Source organism: Flavobacterium zhoui (assembly GCF_042787235.1).
Taxonomy (GTDB): domain Bacteria; phylum Bacteroidota; class Bacteroidia; order Flavobacteriales; family Flavobacteriaceae; genus Flavobacterium; species Flavobacterium zhoui.
The window spans coordinates 1-20,706 of the sequence record NZ_JBHZPY010000007.1; the positions used below are offsets into that span (position 1 = coordinate 1).

A 20,706-nucleotide genomic window follows, 5' to 3' on the forward strand; every position below is an offset into this window, starting at 1 on the left:
TCTTCTCGTTTTCTTATCAGTTTGTCAAGGAACTTTGCTTGTTTTGCGGGGTGCAAATGTAACATCCGTTTTCCAATCTCACAAGCTTTTGTAAATCTTTTTTTTGAAAATAAATTCCCGTTTTTGATTCAGAATACTTGTCAGTTTATTAAAGAACGTATGCGTTGTTGCGGGTGCAAAAGTACCACCTTTATTCGCTTCTGCAAGCTTTTTTAAACCTTTTTTTTGATGTTTTCTTAACTTAAACTTTAACTCGCTGGAAACATGGTTTTTGAAAGGAAACTTTTTTCCTCTCCCCTCCCGACGCTTCGGGACTCTCCGAAGGAAAGGGTAACTTTATGGGTAAAAATACGGATGTCATTATATATAAGTAGTCGAAATACTGTTTTCTTATAAGACACCGTACTCCTATATATAAGGTAAGAAATGAAACTAGTTAATGAGATTTCTCCTTTGTCGAAATGACAAAGTCACCGGTATACTATGCCGAGTTAAGAAAGGAAAGCAAAACCCACAAGAGAATGGAATGAAATGAACATAGACGGTAGAATTTATCCTTCGTAGAAATAACAAAGTCGATGAAACAATGCCCGCGTTAGGGATAGCAGTGAAAAGCCCACAGGAAAGTGAAGTGAAACGCAACTTGACGAGGACTTGCAGCGAATAGCCCGACCCATTATAAAAAAAGAGGCAACTATCCACTAAGATAATTGCCTCTTTTTTATAATGGGGAACGCCCAAATGATTATCTAATCGAAACGAATGGCTTTTACCGGCGATATTTTGGTTATTATATAGGAAGGAATTAATAACACTAGGAAACAAACGGTGACCGTGAGCAAATTCAATAACAGTATGTAACCCCAATTAAGGTATACTGGAGCTTGGTTGACATAGTAATTTTCGGGATTAAGTTTAATTATTCCAAAATGTTGCTGGATCAACAACAAAGATATCCCAATTAAATTCCCCCAAAATAATCCTCTTACTATTAGGTAAAAGGCGTTGTAAAGAAATATTTTCCTAACCGACCAATTATTAGCTCCTAATGCTTTTAATATTCCTATCATTTGGGTTCGCTCAAGAATAAGAACTAATAACGCAACGACCATGTTGATTGTTGCCACCAATATCATAACTACTAATATGATTATGATATTGAAATCGAATAATTGGAGCCACTCAAATATGTAGCTGTATTTTTCGATTATGGTTTTTGTATCAAGCGTTGAAGCAGTTTGCTCATAAACCTGCTCTCCTGTTGCTTTTATATTGTTGAAATCATTCACGAAAACTTCGAAAGCTCCTACTTCATTTGGACTCCATTTATTGATGCGTTGTAGGTGTCGAATATCCCCTATTACATAAGTAGCATCGAATTCCTGAAAACCAGAGTTGAAAATACCAGTGATTTTGAATCTGCGGATGTTGGGTAACTTATTTTGGCTCTCTTTGATGAAGAATGTATTGAATGAATCGCCAACTTTCAGATCTAGTCTATTTGCCAAAAATTGAGAAATTAGCACCTCTTGATTTAGGTCTTTAGAAAAATCAGGCAGTTTACCCGAAATCAGGTATTCTTTAATATTATCCCATTGGTAATCTTTCCCTACTCCTTTTAAAATGATTCCTTCAAAAGCTGTTTCGGTTCTGATAATTCCGGCTTTTGTCGCGATTGCTTGAATGTGACTTATTCCTGGAACCGAAGTGAACTTTGGATAAAAATCCTGCTTCTTGGAAATAGGCACCAAAGTAACTTCTGATTGATTGTTATCATAATTTGAAATAATGATATGCCCATTGAAAGCAGAAACCTTTTCGCGAATTTTTTGTTGCAAGCCAATTCCCGTTGCCACGGAAACAATCATCATGATCATACCAATAGCTATCGCCGATATTGCAATTTTTATTATTGGCGCAGATATGCTACTTTTATAATCTTTAGCAGTGATGAGTCTTTTAGCAATGAAATATTCTAAATTCAAGTTGATTCGATTTCTATTTTGGATTTGCTAAGCCAGTTTGCGTCGCTTGCGCCAAAAATACAGCTAAAACACGAATTACACTAATAGACATTAATTTTATTATGATTTATCACATGACTACATTTATAAAAAATACACTTTCTCTTTTATTTTTATTTACCACACTAATCTCTTGTACTGTCAAAAAAACTCAATCACAGGAAATGAAAAACGACAGTTTAATAAAAGCAACAAGCATTTCCAAGAACAATATTAAAACGGGCGCAGATAATTATACTGCCTATCTTCCTTTATTAAAAGGCAAAAAAATTGGAATCGTAACTAACCAAACTGGAATTCTATCCGACAAAACTCATTTAGTCGATTTTCTATTAGCAAAAGGCATTGCAATCAAAACTATTTTTGCTCCCGAACACGGTTTTCGGGGAACAGCAGATGCAGGCGAACATGTTGTCGATGGAAAGGATCTTAAAACAGGACTGCCAATTATTTCACTTTATGGAGATAATAAAAAACCAAAACCTGAACAACTGGCCGGAATTGATATATTGGTTTTTGACTTACAAGATGTCGGCGCACGATTTTATACTTATATTTCCTCACTACATTATATTATGGAGGCTTGCGCCGAAAATAACATTCCGCTATTGATTCTTGACAGACCTAATCCCAATATAACTATTATTGATGGACCAGTTCTTGAAGCAACGTTTACCAGTTTTGTAGGTATGCACCCAATTCCTTTACTCCACGGAATGACTATTGGTGAATATGCTAAAATGATTAATGGTGAAAAGTGGTTGAAAAATGGGATTCAGTGTAAATTGACCGTTATTCCGTGTCTTAATTACAACAGAAAAATGGATTACAGTTTACCAATTAAACCATCTCCAAATCTTCCGAATGATCAAGCCGTGAATTTGTATGCCAGTTTATGCCTTTTTGAAGGAACGAATGTAAGTGTGGGTCGAGGTACTGAAAAACAATTTCAAATTTATGGCTCTCCTTATTTACCAAAAAGTGATTTTAGTTTTATTCCAAAACCAAACTTAGGTGCCCAAAATCCTACTTACAACGGAGTGATTTGTTATGGGGAAGATTTATCAACAAATCCACGAGTAAACCAACTGGAATTGAAATGGCTAATTAAAGCTTATCAAAGTACGAATGACAAATCGAAATTCTTTAATCCTTTTTTTACAAAATTAGCTGGAACAAAAAAACTACAGCAACAAATAGAAAGTGGAATCCCAGAAAAGGAAATCAGAGAAAGCTGGAAAGAGGGATTGCAACAGTTTAAAAAAATGCGAGTGAAGTATTTGATATATTAGTCCTTACCCCTCCCGCTCCCGAAGCGTCGGGACGGGACTCTCCAAAGGAAAGGGAGATGAGACCGAATATGTTTAGTTTATTTTGAATGAAATCTTTTTTAAAGAGGTAGTTTCTTCTTCATTTCCTCCACAATATTAAAAGCAGCCGGGCAAATGGTAACATTTTTTAAAGTTAAATCTGTAATTTGTTGAAATTTCTTTCTATCCGTATGCGGAAATTCCCTGCACGCTTTCGGCCGTACATCATAAATCATGCAAGCATTTTCATTATCTAGAAAAGTACAAGGCACACTTTGCAAAACATAATCCCTATCTTCATCAATTTGAAGATATTGCGCGATAAACTGTTGGGGTTTTTGTCTAAGATATTTTGAAACACGTTCAATATCGGCATCGGTAAATAAAGGCCCAGTTGTTTTGCAACAATTGGCACATTTTAAACAATCCGTTTTTTTGAATTCAGCATCATGCAAATCCTGCATAACATAATCTAAATTCTTTGGTGTTTTCTTTTTTAGCTTATCGAAATACTTTTTGTTTTCGATATGCTTATCTTTGGCTTCTTTAGGAAGATTATTTAAAATAGTATTCATTTGCAGAGTTGTCTCTTCGGTTATTCGATAAAACATTTTGCGAAATTACTTAAAACAAATCAACAAATAACTAAATTAACATACCAACTCTAATGAAAGACCTTTTCGGCAAAGCCATACTTGATTATCAAACTAATAATGCTCCCGAAGATTTAATTACGGAGACTACCATTTCTGAAGAAGATGAAATGTCAGTTGCCTATTTATTTCGCTCTTATGAAGAAATGCCACAAATGGAACAAAAAGCGTTGCAACTTGCCAAAGGAAAAATTCTAGATGTAGGTTGTGGCGCAGGCAGCCATAGTTTGTCTTTACAAAACGAACGGAATTTAAACGTTACTTCAATTGACATTTCAGCAAATGCAATCCAAGCATGCACACTTCGTGGATTAAAGAATGCAAAAGTTCAGGATGTGATGACACTAGATAATGAAAAGTACGACACTATATTACTTTTAATGAATGGTGCCGGAATGTGTGGAAAATTAAAAAACATTCCTAATTTCCTTCTAAAACTAAAATCTTTATTAAATCCTGACGGACAAATTCTATTGGATAGTTCAGATATCATTTATATGTTTGATGATGATGAAGACGGCGGAAAGTGGATTCCTTCAAAAAAGGAATATTATGGCGAAATTGTTTTTAATATCTCCTACAAAGGCGAGAAGGAAAAACCATTCGATTGGATGTTCATTGATTATAATACTTTGCAAAATGCCGCTTTAGATAATGGATTTCAATGTGAATTAATTCATGAAGGCGAGCATTATGATTATTTAGCGAAGCTTTCGATTTAAAGAAAGAAAAAAGAAACCGTAACATACGCTACTGAAATTATGGAAAATTCAGAATTTGAGAAATTATGCTATCCCATAGGAAAGTTTACAGCACCCGAATTATATTCAAGCAATTATTTAGCAGAAAAGATAGCTGAAATCGCAAGTTTCCCAGAACGACTAAAAAAAGAAGTGATTTATTTAACCGATGATCAACTCGATACTCCTTATCGACAAGATGGCTGGACGATTCGTCAAGTAATTCACCATTGCGCAGATAGTCATATTAATTGTTTTATCAGAATCAAATGGGCTTTAACAGAAGATAAACCCATAATAAAATTCTATCATGAAGACCGTTGGGCAGAAATGCATGATAATTTAAATATGCCTATTCAACCCACATTATCTTTTCTAGAAGGGTTACACTTCCGATTGTCCTATTTAATAAAAAGTTTAAACGAGGTAGATTTAGAAAAGATATTCATTCACCCGGAACATAATAGCGAATTTAAAATCAAGGAAATAATTGGGCTTTACGCTTGGCATGGCAATCACCATTTAACTCATATCACCGAATTGAAAAAACAAAAAGGTTGGTAATTAAGTTGGCCTAGTGTTTTAACATACCCACCGATGAAAATACCCCAAACTGAAATTACGTTTGGGGTATTCATTTTTTAAGGAATATTTAAATATTTATGTGTTTGTAAAGATACACGCCACTTAGGATTGTTCATTACATAATCCACAATTAATGGAGTCATCTCTTCTTTTTTGCTCCATTCTGGTTGAAGAAATAAAATAGCATTCGGATTTACTTTTTCTGCCTGTTCTTCGGCAAAAATAAAGTCATGTTTATTATAAATGATTACTTTCAACTCATGCGCGTTATCATAAACGGTTTCTGTAGGTAATTTATTTTTCTTTGGTGAAAGACAAATCCAATCCCAAGATCCTGAAAGCGGATACGCTCCTGAGGTTTCAATATGTACTTTTAAATTTTGATCTTTGAGTTTCTGAGTAAGTAAAGTCATATCCCACATTAACGGTTCCCCTCCGGTAACGACAACAGTATCTGCATATTTATTTGCATTGGCAACTATCAGATCAATACTTGTTGGCGGATGTAATTCGGAATTCCAGCTTTCTTTAACATCACACCAATGACAACCCACATCACATCCACCAATTCTAATAAAGTAAGCTGCTGTTCCTGTGTGAAAACCTTCTCCTTGAATGGTATAAAATTCTTCCATCAATGGAAGCATTGCGCCTTTATTAACTTCTAATTGTATTTCTTTTGATAACATTATTTTATTTTAAAGTGCAAAGATAGTTAATTTGAAAGGGAGTTAATTTGATATTTAGAAAATGCTTGCTGAAAATCACTATTAATAACTGCTAGCCCCGATAGAAGCGGCATCCTTTTTTAAGGGCATTTTTTTGACCTTAAAAAAGATAGAGCGAATAGCGGGAATAATGCTAGCAAATAATCCTGGAGTTTATGCTCAAAAAAAAACCGATAGTTCTTTTGAAACTATCGGTTTTATAAATGTTGAAATATTTAAAATTATTTCAAAGTTTTCAATGCATCTAATGCGTATTGATTAGCTGGATCAATAGCAAGTGTTTTGTTTAAGTATTCTTTTGCTTTTACTTTATCCGTTTTAGAATAGATTACGGCTATATTATTGTAAGCTTCTATAAATTTGGTCTTCACAGCTGGTTTAGCTAATTCTTCAGCTCCCTTTTGTGTAGTCTTATCTATATAATCTTGGTATGCTTTAGTCATTACAGCATCGTTTTCAAGCAATCTATTTGTTCTCGCTCTATACAAATAAGCTTCTTGATAGTCAGGAGATGCAGCAATTACATTAGCAAAGGCAGCATCTGCTTTTTGTAAAGCAATAGGATCGGCTTTTATGTCTTTTCTGTTATTATCATAATATAACGATAAACCGTAATAAACATTATCATCTAAATAATTTCTTGACTCTTTATTACTTGAACTAAGTTCAAAAATTGCAGCGGCTTCTTTGAATAATTTTTGAGCAAATAATTTTTTACCCACTTCATTCAATTCTTCAGCTGCGATAGGTAGAAGTTCGATTCCTTTTTTGATGATAGCCAAACCTTCTTTGAAAGCTGTTGGATCAACCGAAAGACCATTAGCACTAGTTCCTTTTTTAATTTTTACCAAACCTAAAGTAATATAATCTTTAGCGATAATCTTGTTAGCTGGATTTGATATGAAACTTTCTAAAGAAGTTTTCGCTAAATCAACATTTCCGTTTTCGTATGCAGCATAACCCAAATAACGTAAAATTCTTGGATTAACCTTGTCTAATTGTTTCATTTTATTAGCTTCAATTTCCAGTGCTTTGTAGTCACCCACAAGAATAAGGAAATCAGCATGACGCATACGAGATGCAAGAGAATAATCTGTCAAACTCATGTATTTATCATAAAACCCAATCGCAGTTTTCAAACTCTCTACAGATTTTGAAGGTTTATTTCTAGCAATTTTATAATAGGTTTCGGCAAGTTCTCTGTAAACCGGACCATAATTAGGATTTAAAGCGATTACTTCATTAAATGCTTTAATTGCCTCATCATAAGATTTAGCTCCTTTAAGCAAAACTCCTAATTGCATTTTAGCTCTTAATAAAGAATTATCTGTTTGAAAAGCATTTCTGTATGCAACATAAGCCTCATTCTGATTGTTATCGCCAAAATAAGCATCCCCTAATGCTAACTGCACTTGTGCATCTGATGAGTTATTAATTTTAGCACGATTCAAAATTGCAATGGCACTTTTATAATCTGGCTTTTCAGCATTCATATAAGCTCTACCTACATATACTAATTCTTCAACGTCTTTTTTATTAATTCCTTTCGTACCTAGTCCAAAATTAGTTTGAGCCGCAGCTTTATTATTATTATCTAAATCAATTTGTCCTAAACCGATATAATTCAGTTTTCCGTTATCACTCCCCGCTAATCCTTTTTGAAAATAGATTTTAGCAGAATCAGTAACACTTTGATTAAGATAGATATTTCCTAAAAGAAACGAGGCTCTTCCATTACTGGGTTTAGCTTGAATGATCGATTTTAACATCGATTTTGCTTTCTCAAATTGTTCTGCGTCAATTGCTTTTTTTGCTTGATTTAAATCTTGAGCTTGACTCACGGTTACCGAAGCTAATAAAGCAACACTAAAAATTTTAAATTTATTCATCTTTGTTGTAGTTAATTTATTTTTTATCGTTTTCAATATTTTTCCTAATTGTTATATTCCTTCCAGGAATACGAACAGGAAGCAATCCAGATTTTAAAATTATTCTCTGCCCTATATCTCCTGCCACAAATGAAGCAAAGCCCATTCCTAATCCAGAATATCCCTGACAATTGATAATATACAAATCGCGTGCCAAAGGGTATTTTCTCTCTGCGATATTATTCTGAGTTGGAGCAAAAGCATTTTCACTATCCAGCCCTTTTACGTTTAATGCATTTACATTATCAACATATTTTTGCATGGCCGGCATAGGCTGTGAAAGCCAGTTAACCCCAACAATACCAATCATCCCCTCATTTTCAGAAACATATTTAATAACTTCATCATTCGTCTTAAATGAAAATACACCCTTTTCAGGTATTGCTTTTATTCCTGCCAAAGAATTCATGTATCGAACAGTACTTGAATTTGGATTATCGAAAACTAATCCCTTGATGGATGGAACTGTGTTCCCTTGCATAAAACTGATAATATCCTTTAACGCGACAATAGTATCATTATTATTTTTATTGGAGATTAAAGCCACTGCATCAGTAGCAAAAATCGTTACTTTAGGAACTATTTTCTTTTGTTCAAATATCTTTGATTCCTCTACTGTCAAATTTCTTGACAAGATAGCTATCGCAGACTTTTCTTTAAACAATGAGTTAACAGTCTCAGCTTCTGATTTAGAAATAAGTTTAATTTTAGCTTCATATTTATTTTCAAAAACTTCAACCTGGTCTTCAATAACAGGGGTTAGAGTTTCATCAACATAAACAGTTGCTGAACCTTTAAGTATGGTTTCCTTGTTCTTAGAGCTTTTAGATTGGTTGCATGCAAAAAATAATATAATTACTGCAAGAAAAACAAAATACGAAATTTTAACATAATTTTTCATAATCTAGTTTGTGTTAGCATTGATAATCCGGAAGAATCTAATAGAAGCATACACTATAAGTAATACCCCAAAAGCAATTCTATAATTTGGTTGAATCGCAAGAGGAAAATTCTTCATAAAGATAATAAATAAACCCAAAATAAGATAAACTAGAAAAAACAAAATCCCTAAAACAAGAAGAAATCGCTCTTTAAGCGATTTCTTCTTAATATTCTTTACTATGTTATTTAACATTATTCTGCAGTTTGAATAGTAATAGGAAGAGAATAAAGCACCCTAACTTTCTTACCATTTTGCTCACCAGGATTCCATCTAGGACATTTGTTTAAAACACGAATAGCCTCTTTTCCTGTACCGTAACCAATATCTCTAATTACTTTGATATCCGTTAATGAACCATCTTTCTCCACTACAAATGTAACATACACTTTACCTTTCAAACCATCTTCTTCAGGTGTTTGATAATTTTTGGCTACATACCCATAAAACTTATCCATACCACCTGGGAATTCTGGTTTAACCTCGATACCAGCAGTATTATAAATTTGGTTATCCTCTTCAACAACTGCTGCAGGACCTGTACCTACTGGTTCAACAGTCAAGACTGCATCTGGATCACCTTTAATAGTTTCAGCACCTAATTTCTTGTCTTTAATAGCTTCCATTTTAGGTGGTTCTTCTGTAATCTCTTCTGCCTTAGCCACTACTGGCTTCACAAATTTCACTTGATCCACCTTTGGAGGAGGTGGTGGAGGCGGAGGAAGATCTTTTTTTATTTCTTCTTTCTTAGGCGGCAATTTGATTGCTGTGATTTTCGTGTCTAATGTTTCAGTATCATCTGAAGAATTAGGAAGAAGACTTACAATAAGAGGACTACTAACTGCAAGAGCAAAAACAATTGCGCCAAGCACAAGAGCTTTAACCGTAGTCTTGTTATTCGTTTTTCTAAGCTCATAAGCGCCATAGGCCTTATTACGACCTTCGAATACAATATCAAGCCATTGGTTTGTGAATATATCTAATTTCATTTTTCTTAGTTATTAGGTTATTGAGTAATAAGATAAATCTTATTTACCTTCTAACAATTTTTGTTCTTCAGGAGTAATGTCATTAACGATCGCATATGCACCGTTTTTACCAACTCCAACAATTGCCATTTCATCAAGTATATCCACCAAATTACGGTAATTTGATTTTTTACTTGGTTTAATAATTACAATCATACCATCTTTTGGTTTACCTTTAGCTGCAGAATATTCCAAAACTAATTTACTTCTGGAGAATAACTCTTTACGAATACCATCTTTACCATAAGTAAAATCCTTAGGAGCACCTCCAGAGACAGGGGTCGCAAGTAAACCTACATAACGAACTAATTTATCATTATCTCCCAATAAAATAGTCATAGTACGATTTTCATCTACTTTTATATCGTTCTTTTCTTTAGGATCTTTCTCCTTATCTGGCAATGCCAAATCCATGGATTGGGGCTTTGACAACGTCGTAGTAAGCATAAAAAAAGTAATTAACAAGAAAGCCAAATCCACCATAGCAGTTAAATCTACTTTTGATCCTGATTTTTTACTTCTTACCTTTCCACCCTTTTTGCCACCACCGTCGCCGGTATTTAATTCAGCCATTTTAGTGTATTTTTTTTAGTTATTTATCTTTTGCTCTTAAACCAGTAACTAGATTGAAGCTGTTGATTTTTTGCTCTTGTAAAATATCCATAACTTTTAATATAGCCGGATACTCTTCTTTAGCATCACCTTTTATAGCGAACTGCAATTCTTTATCATCTACTTCAATATTAGCAATACGAGCATTGTAGATCCAATCTTTCAACTGATTGTCAAGCGAATCTTTAGGAACACCTGGCTGAACTCCTTCTTTACTTCTGTCTGCAGTTTTCATTGCAAGAAGCTGCTGAAGGTTTGCAATCGGAACACCAATTCCCTCCATAAGAGCAAATTTTGCTGCTTCCTCTTCAGTAAATGCTACACCGTATTTTTGACCCATCAATTCAAGCGTTCTTTTACGAACTTCTCTACCTTTTAAGTCAAAGAATACTTTTCCTTTTCCAACAGTAATTGTAGCCAAGTCCGTTTCTGGTAACTTAGTCTGAACCGTTGAAGCAGGAGTGTCTACTGGCAATGCTTCCGGAATCTTAGCTGTAGCAGTCAAAATAAAGAAAGTCAGCAAAAGAAAAGCCACATCACACATAGCTGTCATATCAATAGACGCTGCTTTTTTGGACATTTTTATAGCCATTAATATATTTTTTAATATTTATAAGAAAATAGATCTTATTACAAGATTGCTATTTTCTTATAAATTAAATTATTAATTATTTTTGAGTACTTCTGTAGTGTCTGTAAGTATTTACAATTGTATTACCAGCCTCATCGATAGAATAAGTCAAAGTATCAATTTTAGAAGTAAAAAAGTTGTAAGCAACAATAGCTAAAGCTGAAGTCGAGATACCTGTTGCAGTGTTGATCAAAGCTTCAGAAATACCATTTGCAAGTGCAGCTTGATCTGGAGTTCCAGCAGAAGCCAACGCACCAAACGCTTTAATCATCCCTGTTACCGTACCTAACAAACCTGCAAGAGTTCCTAACGAAACTAAAGTAGAAAGAATAGTCATATGTTTTTCTAACATTGGCATCTCTAACGAAGTAGCTTCTTCGATTTCTTTATGGATAGTTTCAGCAGCAGCTTCACTATCTAAACCTTCTTTTTTAACGTCTTGGTATTTCAGCAAAGCAGATTTTATTGCATTAGCAACTGATCCTTTTTGCTTGTCACACAAAGCGATAGCGCCATCAATATCCCCATTAGTAATGTTATTTTGAACATTTTTCATGAAAGTATCTAAATTTCCTTTTCCAGCTGCTTTTGAAATTACTGCAAAACGCTCAAAAGAGAATACAATAACCATTAAAAGACATCCTAATAAAATTGGCACAATAGGACCTCCTTTGTAAACCATTGCTAAATAATTTCCTGGTATTGGGTGACCTGTATTAACTCCACCTTCGAAATTAGCACCATTACCCATTATAAAATTCCATACAATCCATCCAACAAAAACACATGCAACAATAATGATTCCTGAAATCATTCCTCCTCCTTTTGATCCGTTTTCTTTTTTAACGTTTGCCATTTTTTTTAATTTTAATAGTTTTAAATAATAATCTTTAGTTATAATAAACTTGTAGTGGAGCAAATTTATATTTTTAGTTTAAATAAAAAAACTTTTTTTTATTTTATTGTAATTAATTTTATTTCAATAAATACACTACCTTCCATTACTTTACATTTATATCAAAATATATAATAAATTTAAACATTTAACTTATACAAACATACAATATTATGAAATATAGTGACAATATGTTAATATACAAGCGAAAGACAAATAAAATATTTTTTTTAACAATTCTTAACAAAAAAGCAATAAAACAGTAGTAAATACTAAAAATAACGCCATTTTAAAAAAAACCAATAACTTGCAATTAATTTAAATTTGATTAAATCATGGATAGAAAAGATGCTTTTATAAAAAATATTAATGAAGGATACAATTCAAAAGGGGAAAGCATCATTCTGGGCGGAGCTATACTTGATGGTGAAGCTTTAGCTGATGCGCAAGTCAAAATACCTTTGAAAACATTAAATCGCCATGGATTAATTGCGGGAGCAACCGGAACTGGAAAAACTAAGACTATTCAAGTACTTTCCGAACAATTGTCTTCGCTTGGAATTCCGGTATTAATGATGGACATTAAAGGAGATTTTAGCGGTATCGCAAAAGAAGGCGAAGAAAAAGCTTTTATAACCGAACGCCATGCTAAAATAAACATCCCTTACTCCACCTCCAGCTTTCCCGTTGAGTTGCTAACGATCTCCGAACAAAATGGAGTTCGTCTTCGTGCCACTGTTTCAGAATTTGGACCCGTTTTATTTTCCCGAATATTAAATTTGAATGATACTCAAGCCGGAGTAGTTTCAGTAATATTCAAATATTGTGACGATAATAAGATGGCCTTATTAGATTTAAAAGACATCAAAAAAGTAATCAATTATATAACCGAGGAAGGCAAAGATGAAATTGAAGAAAATTATGGTAAAATATCCACTTCTACAACGGGCACAATTCTAAGAAAAATAATTGAACTGGAACAGCAAGGAGCAGAATTGTTTTTTGGAGAAATGTCATTTGACATCGAAGATTTAATGCGAATTGATGAAAATGGAAAAGGATATGTCAATATTATCCGCTTGACAGACATTCAAGACAAACCCAAACTATTCTCCACATTTATGTTGAGTTTATTGGCTGAAATCTACCAGCAAATGCCGGAAAAAGGAGATATGGATCAGCCTGAACTAGTTATTTTTATTGACGAAGCCCATCTAATCTTTAATGAAGCAAGCAAAACCTTGCTAGAACAAATAGAAACCATTGTTAAACTTATTCGTTCTAAAGGAGTTGGTGTGTATTTTATAACTCAAAACCCTATGGATATCCCTAGTGGCGTTTTGGCACAACTAGGATTAAAGATACAACATGCTTTAAGAGCTTTTACTGCAAATGATAGAGAAGCTATCAAAAAAACAGCCGATAATTATCCTATTTCAGAATTTTATAAAACCGATGAAGTACTGACTAGTTTAGGAATTGGAGAAGCATTAGTGACGGCGCTGAATGAAAAAGGAATCCCTACGCCACTTGCCGCTACTATGATGCGAGCGCCAATGAGCCGAATGGATGTTTTGACTGAGAGTGAGATCCAGGAAATAAACAACAAATCGAAGCTGGTAAAAAAATACAGCGAACTTATTGACCGCGAAAGTGCCTACGAAATGCTTAACAAAAAAATAGCAGTGGCTGAACAGGAAGTCGCAGAACAAGAAGAAGAGAAGTCAGAGAAAAAAGAAGAAAGCAAAGGGCCGAGCACTGCAGATGTTGTAGGCAAATCCGTTCTTAAAGTATTAACAAGTGCTACTTTTATAAGAGGCGCTTTTGGGGTTTTGTCCAAAATGTTTAAAAAGTAATCCCTAATGAAAAAATATTTTATTCAAAAAAATCCTTTTATAGTTCCAACAACTGATGGAAAACTCATAGAAGAACATCATGGAATTGCAACCACAAATAATCCTGAAATCTCAATTGCACACATGATTGCCCCACCAAAATGGAGCGAACCATTTCAAACTCCTGAATTTGAAGAATACACTTATATTATTAAAGGGAAGAAACAATTTAACATTGACGGAGAAATCATCATTCTTGAAACGGGTCAGTCCATAAAAATTGAGAAAAACACCCGAGTTCAATATTCCAATCCTTTTGACGTAGCCTGCGAATACATTGCTATTTGCAAGCCAGCTTTCGATTTCACAAAAGTGCATCGAGAAGAGGATTAACAACGACAATCAAAATTTAATTCTATCACTTTAGAATTGAATTTTGATTGTTATTTTTTATTCTAATAAAGCCAAAATCTTATTTTCTACTTCTTTACTGTCCCAGATATTTTCTATGTTTTCCATTCTCAAAACTTCTTCCATAATGGCATTTTGATAATCACCAATCGCTAAAGCCTCGGCATAAGGACGATCACTAAATGTCACTCGGCTATAAAGCGGAATCCATTTATCAGGATGTTTATCAGAAAAAGACTTTTCGATTTTCTTCTGCAACAAAAATTTCTCGTCAGCCGTTTTAGAACTCATTTCCATAAAATTGCGATAGGAAAGTTCCGCAATCGCATCTGCATTGGGTTTACGGGATTTTTCATATTCTGAAAAGATCGTTTTCCAATCATCGCCGTACTTTTCAATCATTTCCTGAAGTACTGAAATATCTTCAAAACCGGCATTCATACCTTGTCCATAAAAGGGAACAATAGCATGACAAGCATCGCCAATTAACGCTACTTTATCATCATAGGTCCATGGAAAACATTTCATCGTTACGAGCGTGCTCGTAGGATTCTTGAAGAAATCTTCGGCTAATTTCGGAATAACATCAATCGTATCGGGAAGATTCTTTTCAAAAAACTCCTCCACCAATTTTCTGTCTGTCAAAGATGCAAAAGAGTTTTCTCCTTCGAAAGGCATAAATAAAGTACAAGTAAAACTGCCGTCCAAATTGGGCAGAGCGATTAGCATGTATTCGCCTCGCGGCCAAATATGAAAAGAATTCTTATCTAATTTATGGGAAGCATCCGCATTTGCCGGAATATTTAATTCCTTATAACCCATATTTAAAAACTCCTGGGAGTAATTAAACATGCTCTGGCGCTGCATACGGTGACGAATTCTTGAAAAAGCACCATCGGCACCATAAACCATATCGTACTTCTTATCTTCCCAAGCTCCACGCTCCGTTTCACCGATGTGCAAAGTCGCATCCTCTAAGGTGACATCCCAAATCTTATGCTCAAAGAAGAATTCAGCTCCCGCACTCTCCGCTAAGTCTATCATTTTTCTATTCAAACTACCTCTGGAAATCGAATAAATAGATTCGCCTTCCTGACCGTAATTCTGAAAATTGAGTTTGTCAACTAAATGTATGGCGCGTTTGTCCATTGGTATTGCAATAGTTCGAACGTCATCCCCCACTCCAACAGCATCTAACGCTTTCCAACCCCGGTTAGACATTGCCAAATTTATGGAACGCCCCGAAAATTGAATTTGTCGAATATCTGGACTACGATCATAAATATGAACAGTATGACCCGCTTTACGGAGGTAAATAGCCAATAAGGAACCGACTAACCCGGAACCAACAATTGCTATTTTTTTAGGAGTTTGCATCAAGAAAAAAGTAAGTGTAAGTTCGCAAAATTAAGTAATTATCAACAGAATCAGGCAATTTAGAAGATTTATTTGGGCGTGACCTTCCCAAAAAGGTCAGGTCGGGCTTTTCGTTGCAATCTTTTTTTCGTTCCTCAAAAAAGGATTTCCACTACACTCCCTCACGCGAATCATGCCACTAACAAAACCCGTTTTAACCAGAAAAGTAGAAAATCGATATAATCACAAATCTTTCAACCTATTTTTTTTATTTAGCAATGAAAACTAATTTCGTCGAAGTCCTAACAATCTCCGCTTTATTCATTTTCATTTTTCTAAACTTTCCGGCATTGTATAGCTCAGCCTGATCACTGTAATGAGAACTCATCGGATTTCCCGATTGTCCCGTTGGCAAAATACTCCAGCTGTTTTCTACATCCGAAAAATCGATTATCCTTCTCGTTGACGGACCTCCTTTTACCACATATTTTGCATCATCGGTATAATCAAAAAATTGGTTGTTGACTACCTCATTCGAACCCGGAACTTCAAAGGGTCCCACATTAAAAATTCTTCTCAATGCCACCACCTTTCCCAAAGGATGCTGATGTTCCAAAACATGAACTCGATTCCAAGTCCAGGAAGGAACTGAATTTCCAAGTTGCTTTTCTAAGGAGGCCATTGCTTCTTTAAAAGATTTCGAGAGAATCTGCCTTCTGGTCTCTTTCACATTTTTACTGGCAATATTATCCCACCAAATTGAATTAATATTTGACATTTGTTTCGCAACAATTTGTTTCATGATGTGTGTTCCTAGAAACTGCTTGAAATTAGTTGCACCAAGTTCATCTTCAAACGTATTTTTTAAATAAAAATAAATCCATTTATTGTAAATTGTCGGAGCCACATCGTTAAGATTATTAGATCCTTTCCAAGATTTTAAAGTAGTAATTGCTCCTTTTTCATTTTTAGAAAGTACATTGTAATTCACATTTGAAATTAAATTCTTAACTACTTCCGGCGTAACTATTGAAGTATTATCAAAAATCATTTTGCTGACAGACTCTTTATCCCAATTGGATTTAGGGTCTAACAATTGTGTGATCCTTCGGGCTCTGTCTTCAGGTAAATAGTAACCCGGATATAAAAAACCGTCTATAGGTTCCGGTTGATTATTCGCAGAATATATATAATTCCAAGCGGGATTCTCCGCCGATGGATTTTTGGAGAAATCCAAATATTCCGTAATATCATCTTTGCCGCTGGCGCCATCCAATACAAAATTAGTATTTACACCTTCGTTGTGTTTATATAATTTGCCGGTTGCCCACCAAGCCACATTTCCTTTGGCATCACCATACATCACATTCAATCCCGGCGCAGCTATCAATGCCACTCCTTTATGGAAATCCTCTTTACTTTTAGCGTGTGAAAGGGTATAAACTGCGTCAAGAATTTGAATAGGTTGTTGCGTATAAATCCATGACATGGCCACGGGTTTTTCCTTATTTAAACCATCAATCATATCATTCATAATAGGTCCGTGGCGGCTCACTTTTACGTTCAAAACCACGTCGGCAGAGTCTTTTACTTTTATGATTTTTTTTCTGGTTTCATAGTTAGTGAAACCGGTTGGTATTCTATATTTATTGGAATCATAAGGGTTATTTTCTTCTTGATACAAATCGATATCATCATTTTCAAACATCGTCAAACCATAAGCATATTCTCTGTTATGACCCAATAAAGGATATGGTGTTCCTGCCAGATAACAACCATACAGTTCAAAATCAGGCGTGACAATATGCGCCTCATACCAAGTGCCGGGTTCCGAAAATCCAATATGCGGATCATTGGCGAAAATCACTTTCCCGTTTTTTGTTTTCTGTGGTGCAATTACCCAACTATTACTTCCCACAAAAGGCGGAATTGGAGATTGGTCTAAAAGCGAAGCTACTGAATTAGCAATTGCGACATATTCCTGAGGTTGTTCCTTTGCATTTTTGATTCGAGTGGTATTAAAAGAGCCATCGATACCAAAATCCTTCAAATAATTCATTCCGTATTTATTGCGAATATCAGTCAATAACGGATCTGATTTTTGAGCCATCGCAAAACTAAAAGACATATAACCAAAAATATTATAAACGTCTTTTATCGTAAACTTCTCTTTCTTAACTCCAACTAAACTGAACTCAATCGGAGTTTTTCCTTCGTCAATATATTGATTTATCCCATCCAAATAAGCCATTGTCAACTGGTAGCTTGGGCTATTTTTATCTAAACTTGCAATGGCTTTTGCAGAAGCTTCTTCGATTCCAAGGCCTGCAAAAAATTTATCATTCTTTAATGCAACTGAACCAAATATTTCAGACAAACGCCCAGGAGCTATGCGCCTCATCAATTCCATTTGCCATAATCGGTCTTGCGCATGGACATAACCCAAAACTTCCATCGCGTCTTTGGAGCTGCTAGCATAAATATGAGGGACCCCAAATTCATCAAAATAAACTGTAGTTTCTTTCTGGATATTTTTCAGCGGCACCTTGCCTTCATATTTTGGTTTTAGATAAAAACCATAAACAACTAAAGCAGTTGTTATACTAATTAGTAAGGCAAGTAAAACCAGTATGGCGTTTTTGAGTGTTTTCATCTTTGAATAAATTGGTTAACAAATATATATGATTTGTAAGTTATTTTAAACAATTAATTTTCAGCACCTTTTTGGCTTTAAAAATATTTATAAATAAATATTTTTATTTTTGTTTAATTTATTCTATATTTACTTAAACAAAAAGTATATTTGTTTTTTAAATTATAAAGACATGAAGCACATTTCTAAAGATGCTATTTCTCTAATGGAGAAAGTAGAAAGATTGAACCTTATCAATTCCTGTACTGGATATAAATCGGCTAATCTTCTGGCTACAAAATCACTTGACGGGAAATCTAATGTAGCTATTTTTAGCAGTGTTACCCATTTAGGAAGCAATCCTGCCTTGATCGGATTTGTTACGCGTCCTACCACAGTGCCCAGAGATACCTATAAAAACATTAGAGAAACCGGTTATTTTACCGTAAATCATATTACTGTTGACATGATTGAAAATGCGCATCATACCTCGGCTAATTACGAGTTGGGAATTTCTGAATTTGACAAAACAAATCTCGAAGAAGAGTATAAAAATGATATTGCAATTCCATTTGTAAAAGGAAGTCCGGTACAATTATATTGCAAATATGTAAATGAGTATTACATCAAGGAAAATGATACAATTCATGTGATTGCCTCTATTGAAAATTTGTTTTTTGAAGAAGAATTGGCGCATAAAGACGGTTGGTTACAAATTGATAAAGGAAATGTTGTAGCACTTAATGGACTCGATGGGTATTGCCTCCCAAAATTAGTCGATCGTTTTGAATATGCCCGAAAAGAAATTCCCACTACTTCTTTTTACAAAAAATAGAAATGAAAAAACTACGGTTAATACTTGGTGATCAATTAAACCTACAGCACTCCTGGTTTCAGGAAAGTGATAACAACACAATTTATGTCCTTGCCGAAATGCGTCAGGAAACAGACTATGTAAAACATCATATCCAAAAAATTGTAGGCTTCTTTCTATCGATGAGGAATTTTTACAAAGCAATACAAACACAGGGACATCAAGCCGTCTATTTTCAAATTACCGATGCGGACAATCCACAGAATTTAGAAAAAATCATTGCCAGTTGTATCGAAAAATATAAAATCGAAAAATTTGAATACCAACTACCTGATGAATACCGACTGGATCAACAACTAAAAAAGATTAGTTCCAATCTAAAAATAGAGTCACAAGCTTTTGACTCGAAACATTTTTATACTACACGTCATGAACTTTCCGATTTTTTTGAAGGCAAAAAGTTGTTGCTGATGCAGAATTTCTATCGCAATATGCGTAAGAAACATCATATCTTAATAAATGGATCAACTCCTATAGGAAACCAATGGAATTTTGATGCAGATAATCGCAAAAAATACAAAGGTGAAGTTCCTGTTCCGTCAGAAAAAAATTTCCACACCAACGTTTCTGAAATTATTGCTCAAATAAAAGAAGCTGGCATAATTACTTTTGGAAACATCGACGCACAAAATTTTAGCTGGCCGACTTCCCGTGAGCAATCTTTGGAAGTTTTAGATTATTTCTGTAAAAATCTGCTAATACATTTTGGTGATTATGAAGATGCGATGCACACCGATGAAAAATTCCTTTTTCATTCTCGTTTGTCATTTGCCATGAATAGCAAAATGCTTTCGCCAAAAGAAGTTCTGGAAACCGTTATTACTTTTTATCATAAAAACGAAGCTGAAATTTCCATCTCACAGGTAGAAGGATTTGTGCGACAAATACTAGGTTGGCGCGAATACATTCGAGGGATTTACTGGAAAGAAATGCCCCATTACGCCCAAATGAATGTATTGAAAAACGATAATAAATTACCAAATTTTTTCTGGACGGGTAAAACCAAAATGAATTGCATGAGCCACGCTATCAATCAAAGTTTAAACGAAGCTTATGCACATCATATTCAGCGCCTCATGGTGATAGGGAATTTTACGCTACTCACACAAATTCATCCCGATGAAGTAGATGCGTGGTACCTTGGCGTATACATAGATGCTATTGAATGGGTCGAAATGCCCAACACCCGCGGCATGTCACAATATGCTGATGGTGGAATTATAGCCACAAAACCCTATGTTTCCTCCGGAAGTTACATCAATAAAATGAGCAATAATTGTAGTAAATGCCATTACAATGTCAAAGAGAAATTTGGAGAAAAAGCCTGTCCTTTCAATGCTTTGTATTGGAATTTCCTGGATGAAAAGAAAGAGTATTTCAAAGGAAACCAACGCATGGCAATGATGCTGAATCTATTGAACAAGATCAATCCGGAAGAAATGTATAAAATTAAAATTAAGGCCAATACCATTATTGAAGATATGGATTCGTATTGAACTGAAAATGCCTTAAATAAAAAGAGTG

General features: G+C 34.5%; 18 protein-coding genes. 7 read left to right on the plus strand and 11 right to left on the minus strand.

The window, feature by feature from the left end; translation table 11 throughout:
- Positions 1 to 749: 749 nt before the first annotated feature.
- The gene (locus tag ACFX5F_RS09350; RefSeq protein ID WP_379851799.1) at positions 750 to 1,985 is read right to left on the minus strand and encodes an ABC transporter permease; all 1,236 of its coding nucleotides are present in this window, start codon (positions 1,983 to 1,985) and stop codon (positions 750 to 752) included.
- A gap of 203 nt (positions 1,986 to 2,188) precedes the next feature.
- Here ACFX5F_RS09350 and ACFX5F_RS09355 point away from each other — a divergent pair, with 203 nt between their 5' ends.
- Complete coding sequence (locus ACFX5F_RS09355; protein ID WP_379851800.1) at positions 2,189 to 3,316, plus strand: exo-beta-N-acetylmuramidase NamZ family protein; 1,128 nt, start codon at positions 2,189 to 2,191, stop codon at positions 3,314 to 3,316.
- A gap of 98 nt (positions 3,317 to 3,414) precedes the next feature.
- On the opposite strand, the gene ACFX5F_RS09360 is transcribed toward ACFX5F_RS09355, so the two are convergent.
- Positions 3,415 to 3,909, minus strand: a complete 495-nt coding sequence (locus tag ACFX5F_RS09360; protein WP_379851801.1) for a YkgJ family cysteine cluster protein — start codon at positions 3,907 to 3,909, stop codon at positions 3,415 to 3,417.
- Between the two features lie 92 nt (positions 3,910 to 4,001).
- On the opposite strand from ACFX5F_RS09360, the gene ACFX5F_RS09365 reads away from it, so the two are divergent.
- Together ACFX5F_RS09365 and ACFX5F_RS09370 are read left to right on the plus strand one after the other, a co-directional pair.
- Positions 4,002 to 4,709 (plus strand): class I SAM-dependent methyltransferase, encoded by a 708-nt coding sequence (locus tag ACFX5F_RS09365; RefSeq protein ID WP_379851802.1) that lies wholly within the window; start codon positions 4,002 to 4,004, stop codon positions 4,707 to 4,709.
- Positions 4,710 to 4,748: 39 nt separating this feature from the next.
- Positions 4,749 to 5,291, plus strand: a complete 543-nt coding sequence (locus tag ACFX5F_RS09370; RefSeq protein WP_379851803.1) for a YfiT family bacillithiol transferase — start codon at positions 4,749 to 4,751, stop codon at positions 5,289 to 5,291.
- Positions 5,292 to 5,368: 77 nt separating this feature from the next.
- Here the strand turns inward: ACFX5F_RS09370 and ACFX5F_RS09375 are convergent, their stop codons facing one another.
- The 7 genes from ACFX5F_RS09375 to ACFX5F_RS09405 all read right to left on the minus strand — a co-directional run bounded on the left by ACFX5F_RS09375 (position 5,369) and on the right by ACFX5F_RS09405 (position 12,035).
- Positions 5,369 to 6,001 carry a 7-carboxy-7-deazaguanine synthase QueE gene (locus tag ACFX5F_RS09375; protein WP_379851804.1) on the minus strand — a complete coding sequence of 211 codons (633 nt, stop codon included), beginning with the start codon at positions 5,999 to 6,001 and terminating at the stop codon, positions 5,369 to 5,371.
- A gap of 260 nt (positions 6,002 to 6,261) precedes the next feature.
- Entirely contained in the window at positions 6,262 to 7,929 is a 1,668-nt protein-coding gene (locus ACFX5F_RS09380) for a tetratricopeptide repeat protein (RefSeq protein WP_379851805.1), read from the minus strand.
- A 16-nt stretch (positions 7,930 to 7,945) separates the two neighbouring features.
- A complete protein-coding gene (locus ACFX5F_RS09385) occupies positions 7,946 to 8,869 on the minus strand; it encodes a PstS family phosphate ABC transporter substrate-binding protein (RefSeq protein WP_379851806.1) in 924 nt (307 codons plus the stop codon).
- A gap of 233 nt (positions 8,870 to 9,102) precedes the next feature.
- On the minus strand, positions 9,103 to 9,897 hold the full coding sequence (locus tag ACFX5F_RS09390) for an energy transducer TonB (RefSeq protein WP_379851807.1): 795 nt from the start codon (positions 9,895 to 9,897) through the stop codon (positions 9,103 to 9,105).
- A 39-nt stretch (positions 9,898 to 9,936) separates the two neighbouring features.
- Positions 9,937 to 10,509 carry an ExbD/TolR family protein gene (locus ACFX5F_RS09395; RefSeq protein ID WP_379851808.1) on the minus strand — a complete coding sequence of 191 codons (573 nt, stop codon included), beginning with the start codon at positions 10,507 to 10,509 and terminating at the stop codon, positions 9,937 to 9,939.
- A gap of 19 nt (positions 10,510 to 10,528) precedes the next feature.
- Positions 10,529 to 11,140, minus strand: a complete 612-nt coding sequence (locus ACFX5F_RS09400) for an ExbD/TolR family protein (protein WP_379851809.1) — start codon at positions 11,138 to 11,140, stop codon at positions 10,529 to 10,531.
- A gap of 76 nt (positions 11,141 to 11,216) precedes the next feature.
- The gene (locus ACFX5F_RS09405) at positions 11,217 to 12,035 is read right to left on the minus strand and encodes a MotA/TolQ/ExbB proton channel family protein (RefSeq protein WP_073205750.1); all 819 of its coding nucleotides are present in this window, start codon (positions 12,033 to 12,035) and stop codon (positions 11,217 to 11,219) included.
- 374 nt (positions 12,036 to 12,409) lie between these two features.
- Between ACFX5F_RS09405 and ACFX5F_RS09410 the strand changes: the two genes are divergently transcribed.
- Positions 12,410 to 13,930, plus strand: coding sequence for a helicase HerA-like domain-containing protein (locus tag ACFX5F_RS09410; protein ID WP_379851810.1), 1,521 nt, complete (start codon positions 12,410 to 12,412; stop codon positions 13,928 to 13,930).
- Between the two features lie 6 nt (positions 13,931 to 13,936).
- The gene (locus ACFX5F_RS09415; RefSeq protein WP_379851811.1) at positions 13,937 to 14,302 is read left to right on the plus strand and encodes a cupin domain-containing protein; all 366 of its coding nucleotides are present in this window, start codon (positions 13,937 to 13,939) and stop codon (positions 14,300 to 14,302) included.
- Between the two features lie 57 nt (positions 14,303 to 14,359).
- Here the strand turns inward: ACFX5F_RS09415 and ACFX5F_RS09420 are convergent, their stop codons facing one another.
- Both ACFX5F_RS09420 and ACFX5F_RS09425 read right to left on the minus strand, forming a co-directional pair.
- Positions 14,360 to 15,697: an FAD-dependent oxidoreductase gene (locus ACFX5F_RS09420; protein WP_379851812.1), complete on the minus strand. Its 1,338-nt coding sequence runs from the start codon at positions 15,695 to 15,697 to the stop codon at positions 14,360 to 14,362.
- Between the two features lie 247 nt (positions 15,698 to 15,944).
- Complete coding sequence (locus ACFX5F_RS09425; RefSeq protein WP_379851813.1) at positions 15,945 to 18,329, minus strand: penicillin acylase family protein; 2,385 nt, start codon at positions 18,327 to 18,329, stop codon at positions 15,945 to 15,947.
- 172 nt (positions 18,330 to 18,501) lie between these two features.
- Here ACFX5F_RS09425 and ACFX5F_RS09430 point away from each other — a divergent pair, with 172 nt between their 5' ends.
- Both ACFX5F_RS09430 and ACFX5F_RS09435 read left to right on the plus strand, forming a co-directional pair.
- Positions 18,502 to 19,143: a flavin reductase family protein gene (locus tag ACFX5F_RS09430; protein WP_379851814.1), complete on the plus strand. Its 642-nt coding sequence runs from the start codon at positions 18,502 to 18,504 to the stop codon at positions 19,141 to 19,143.
- A 2-nt stretch (positions 19,144 to 19,145) separates the two neighbouring features.
- Entirely contained in the window at positions 19,146 to 20,678 is a 1,533-nt protein-coding gene (locus ACFX5F_RS09435; RefSeq protein ID WP_379851815.1) for a cryptochrome/photolyase family protein, read from the plus strand.
- The last annotated feature ends 28 nt before the right edge of the window (positions 20,679 to 20,706 follow it).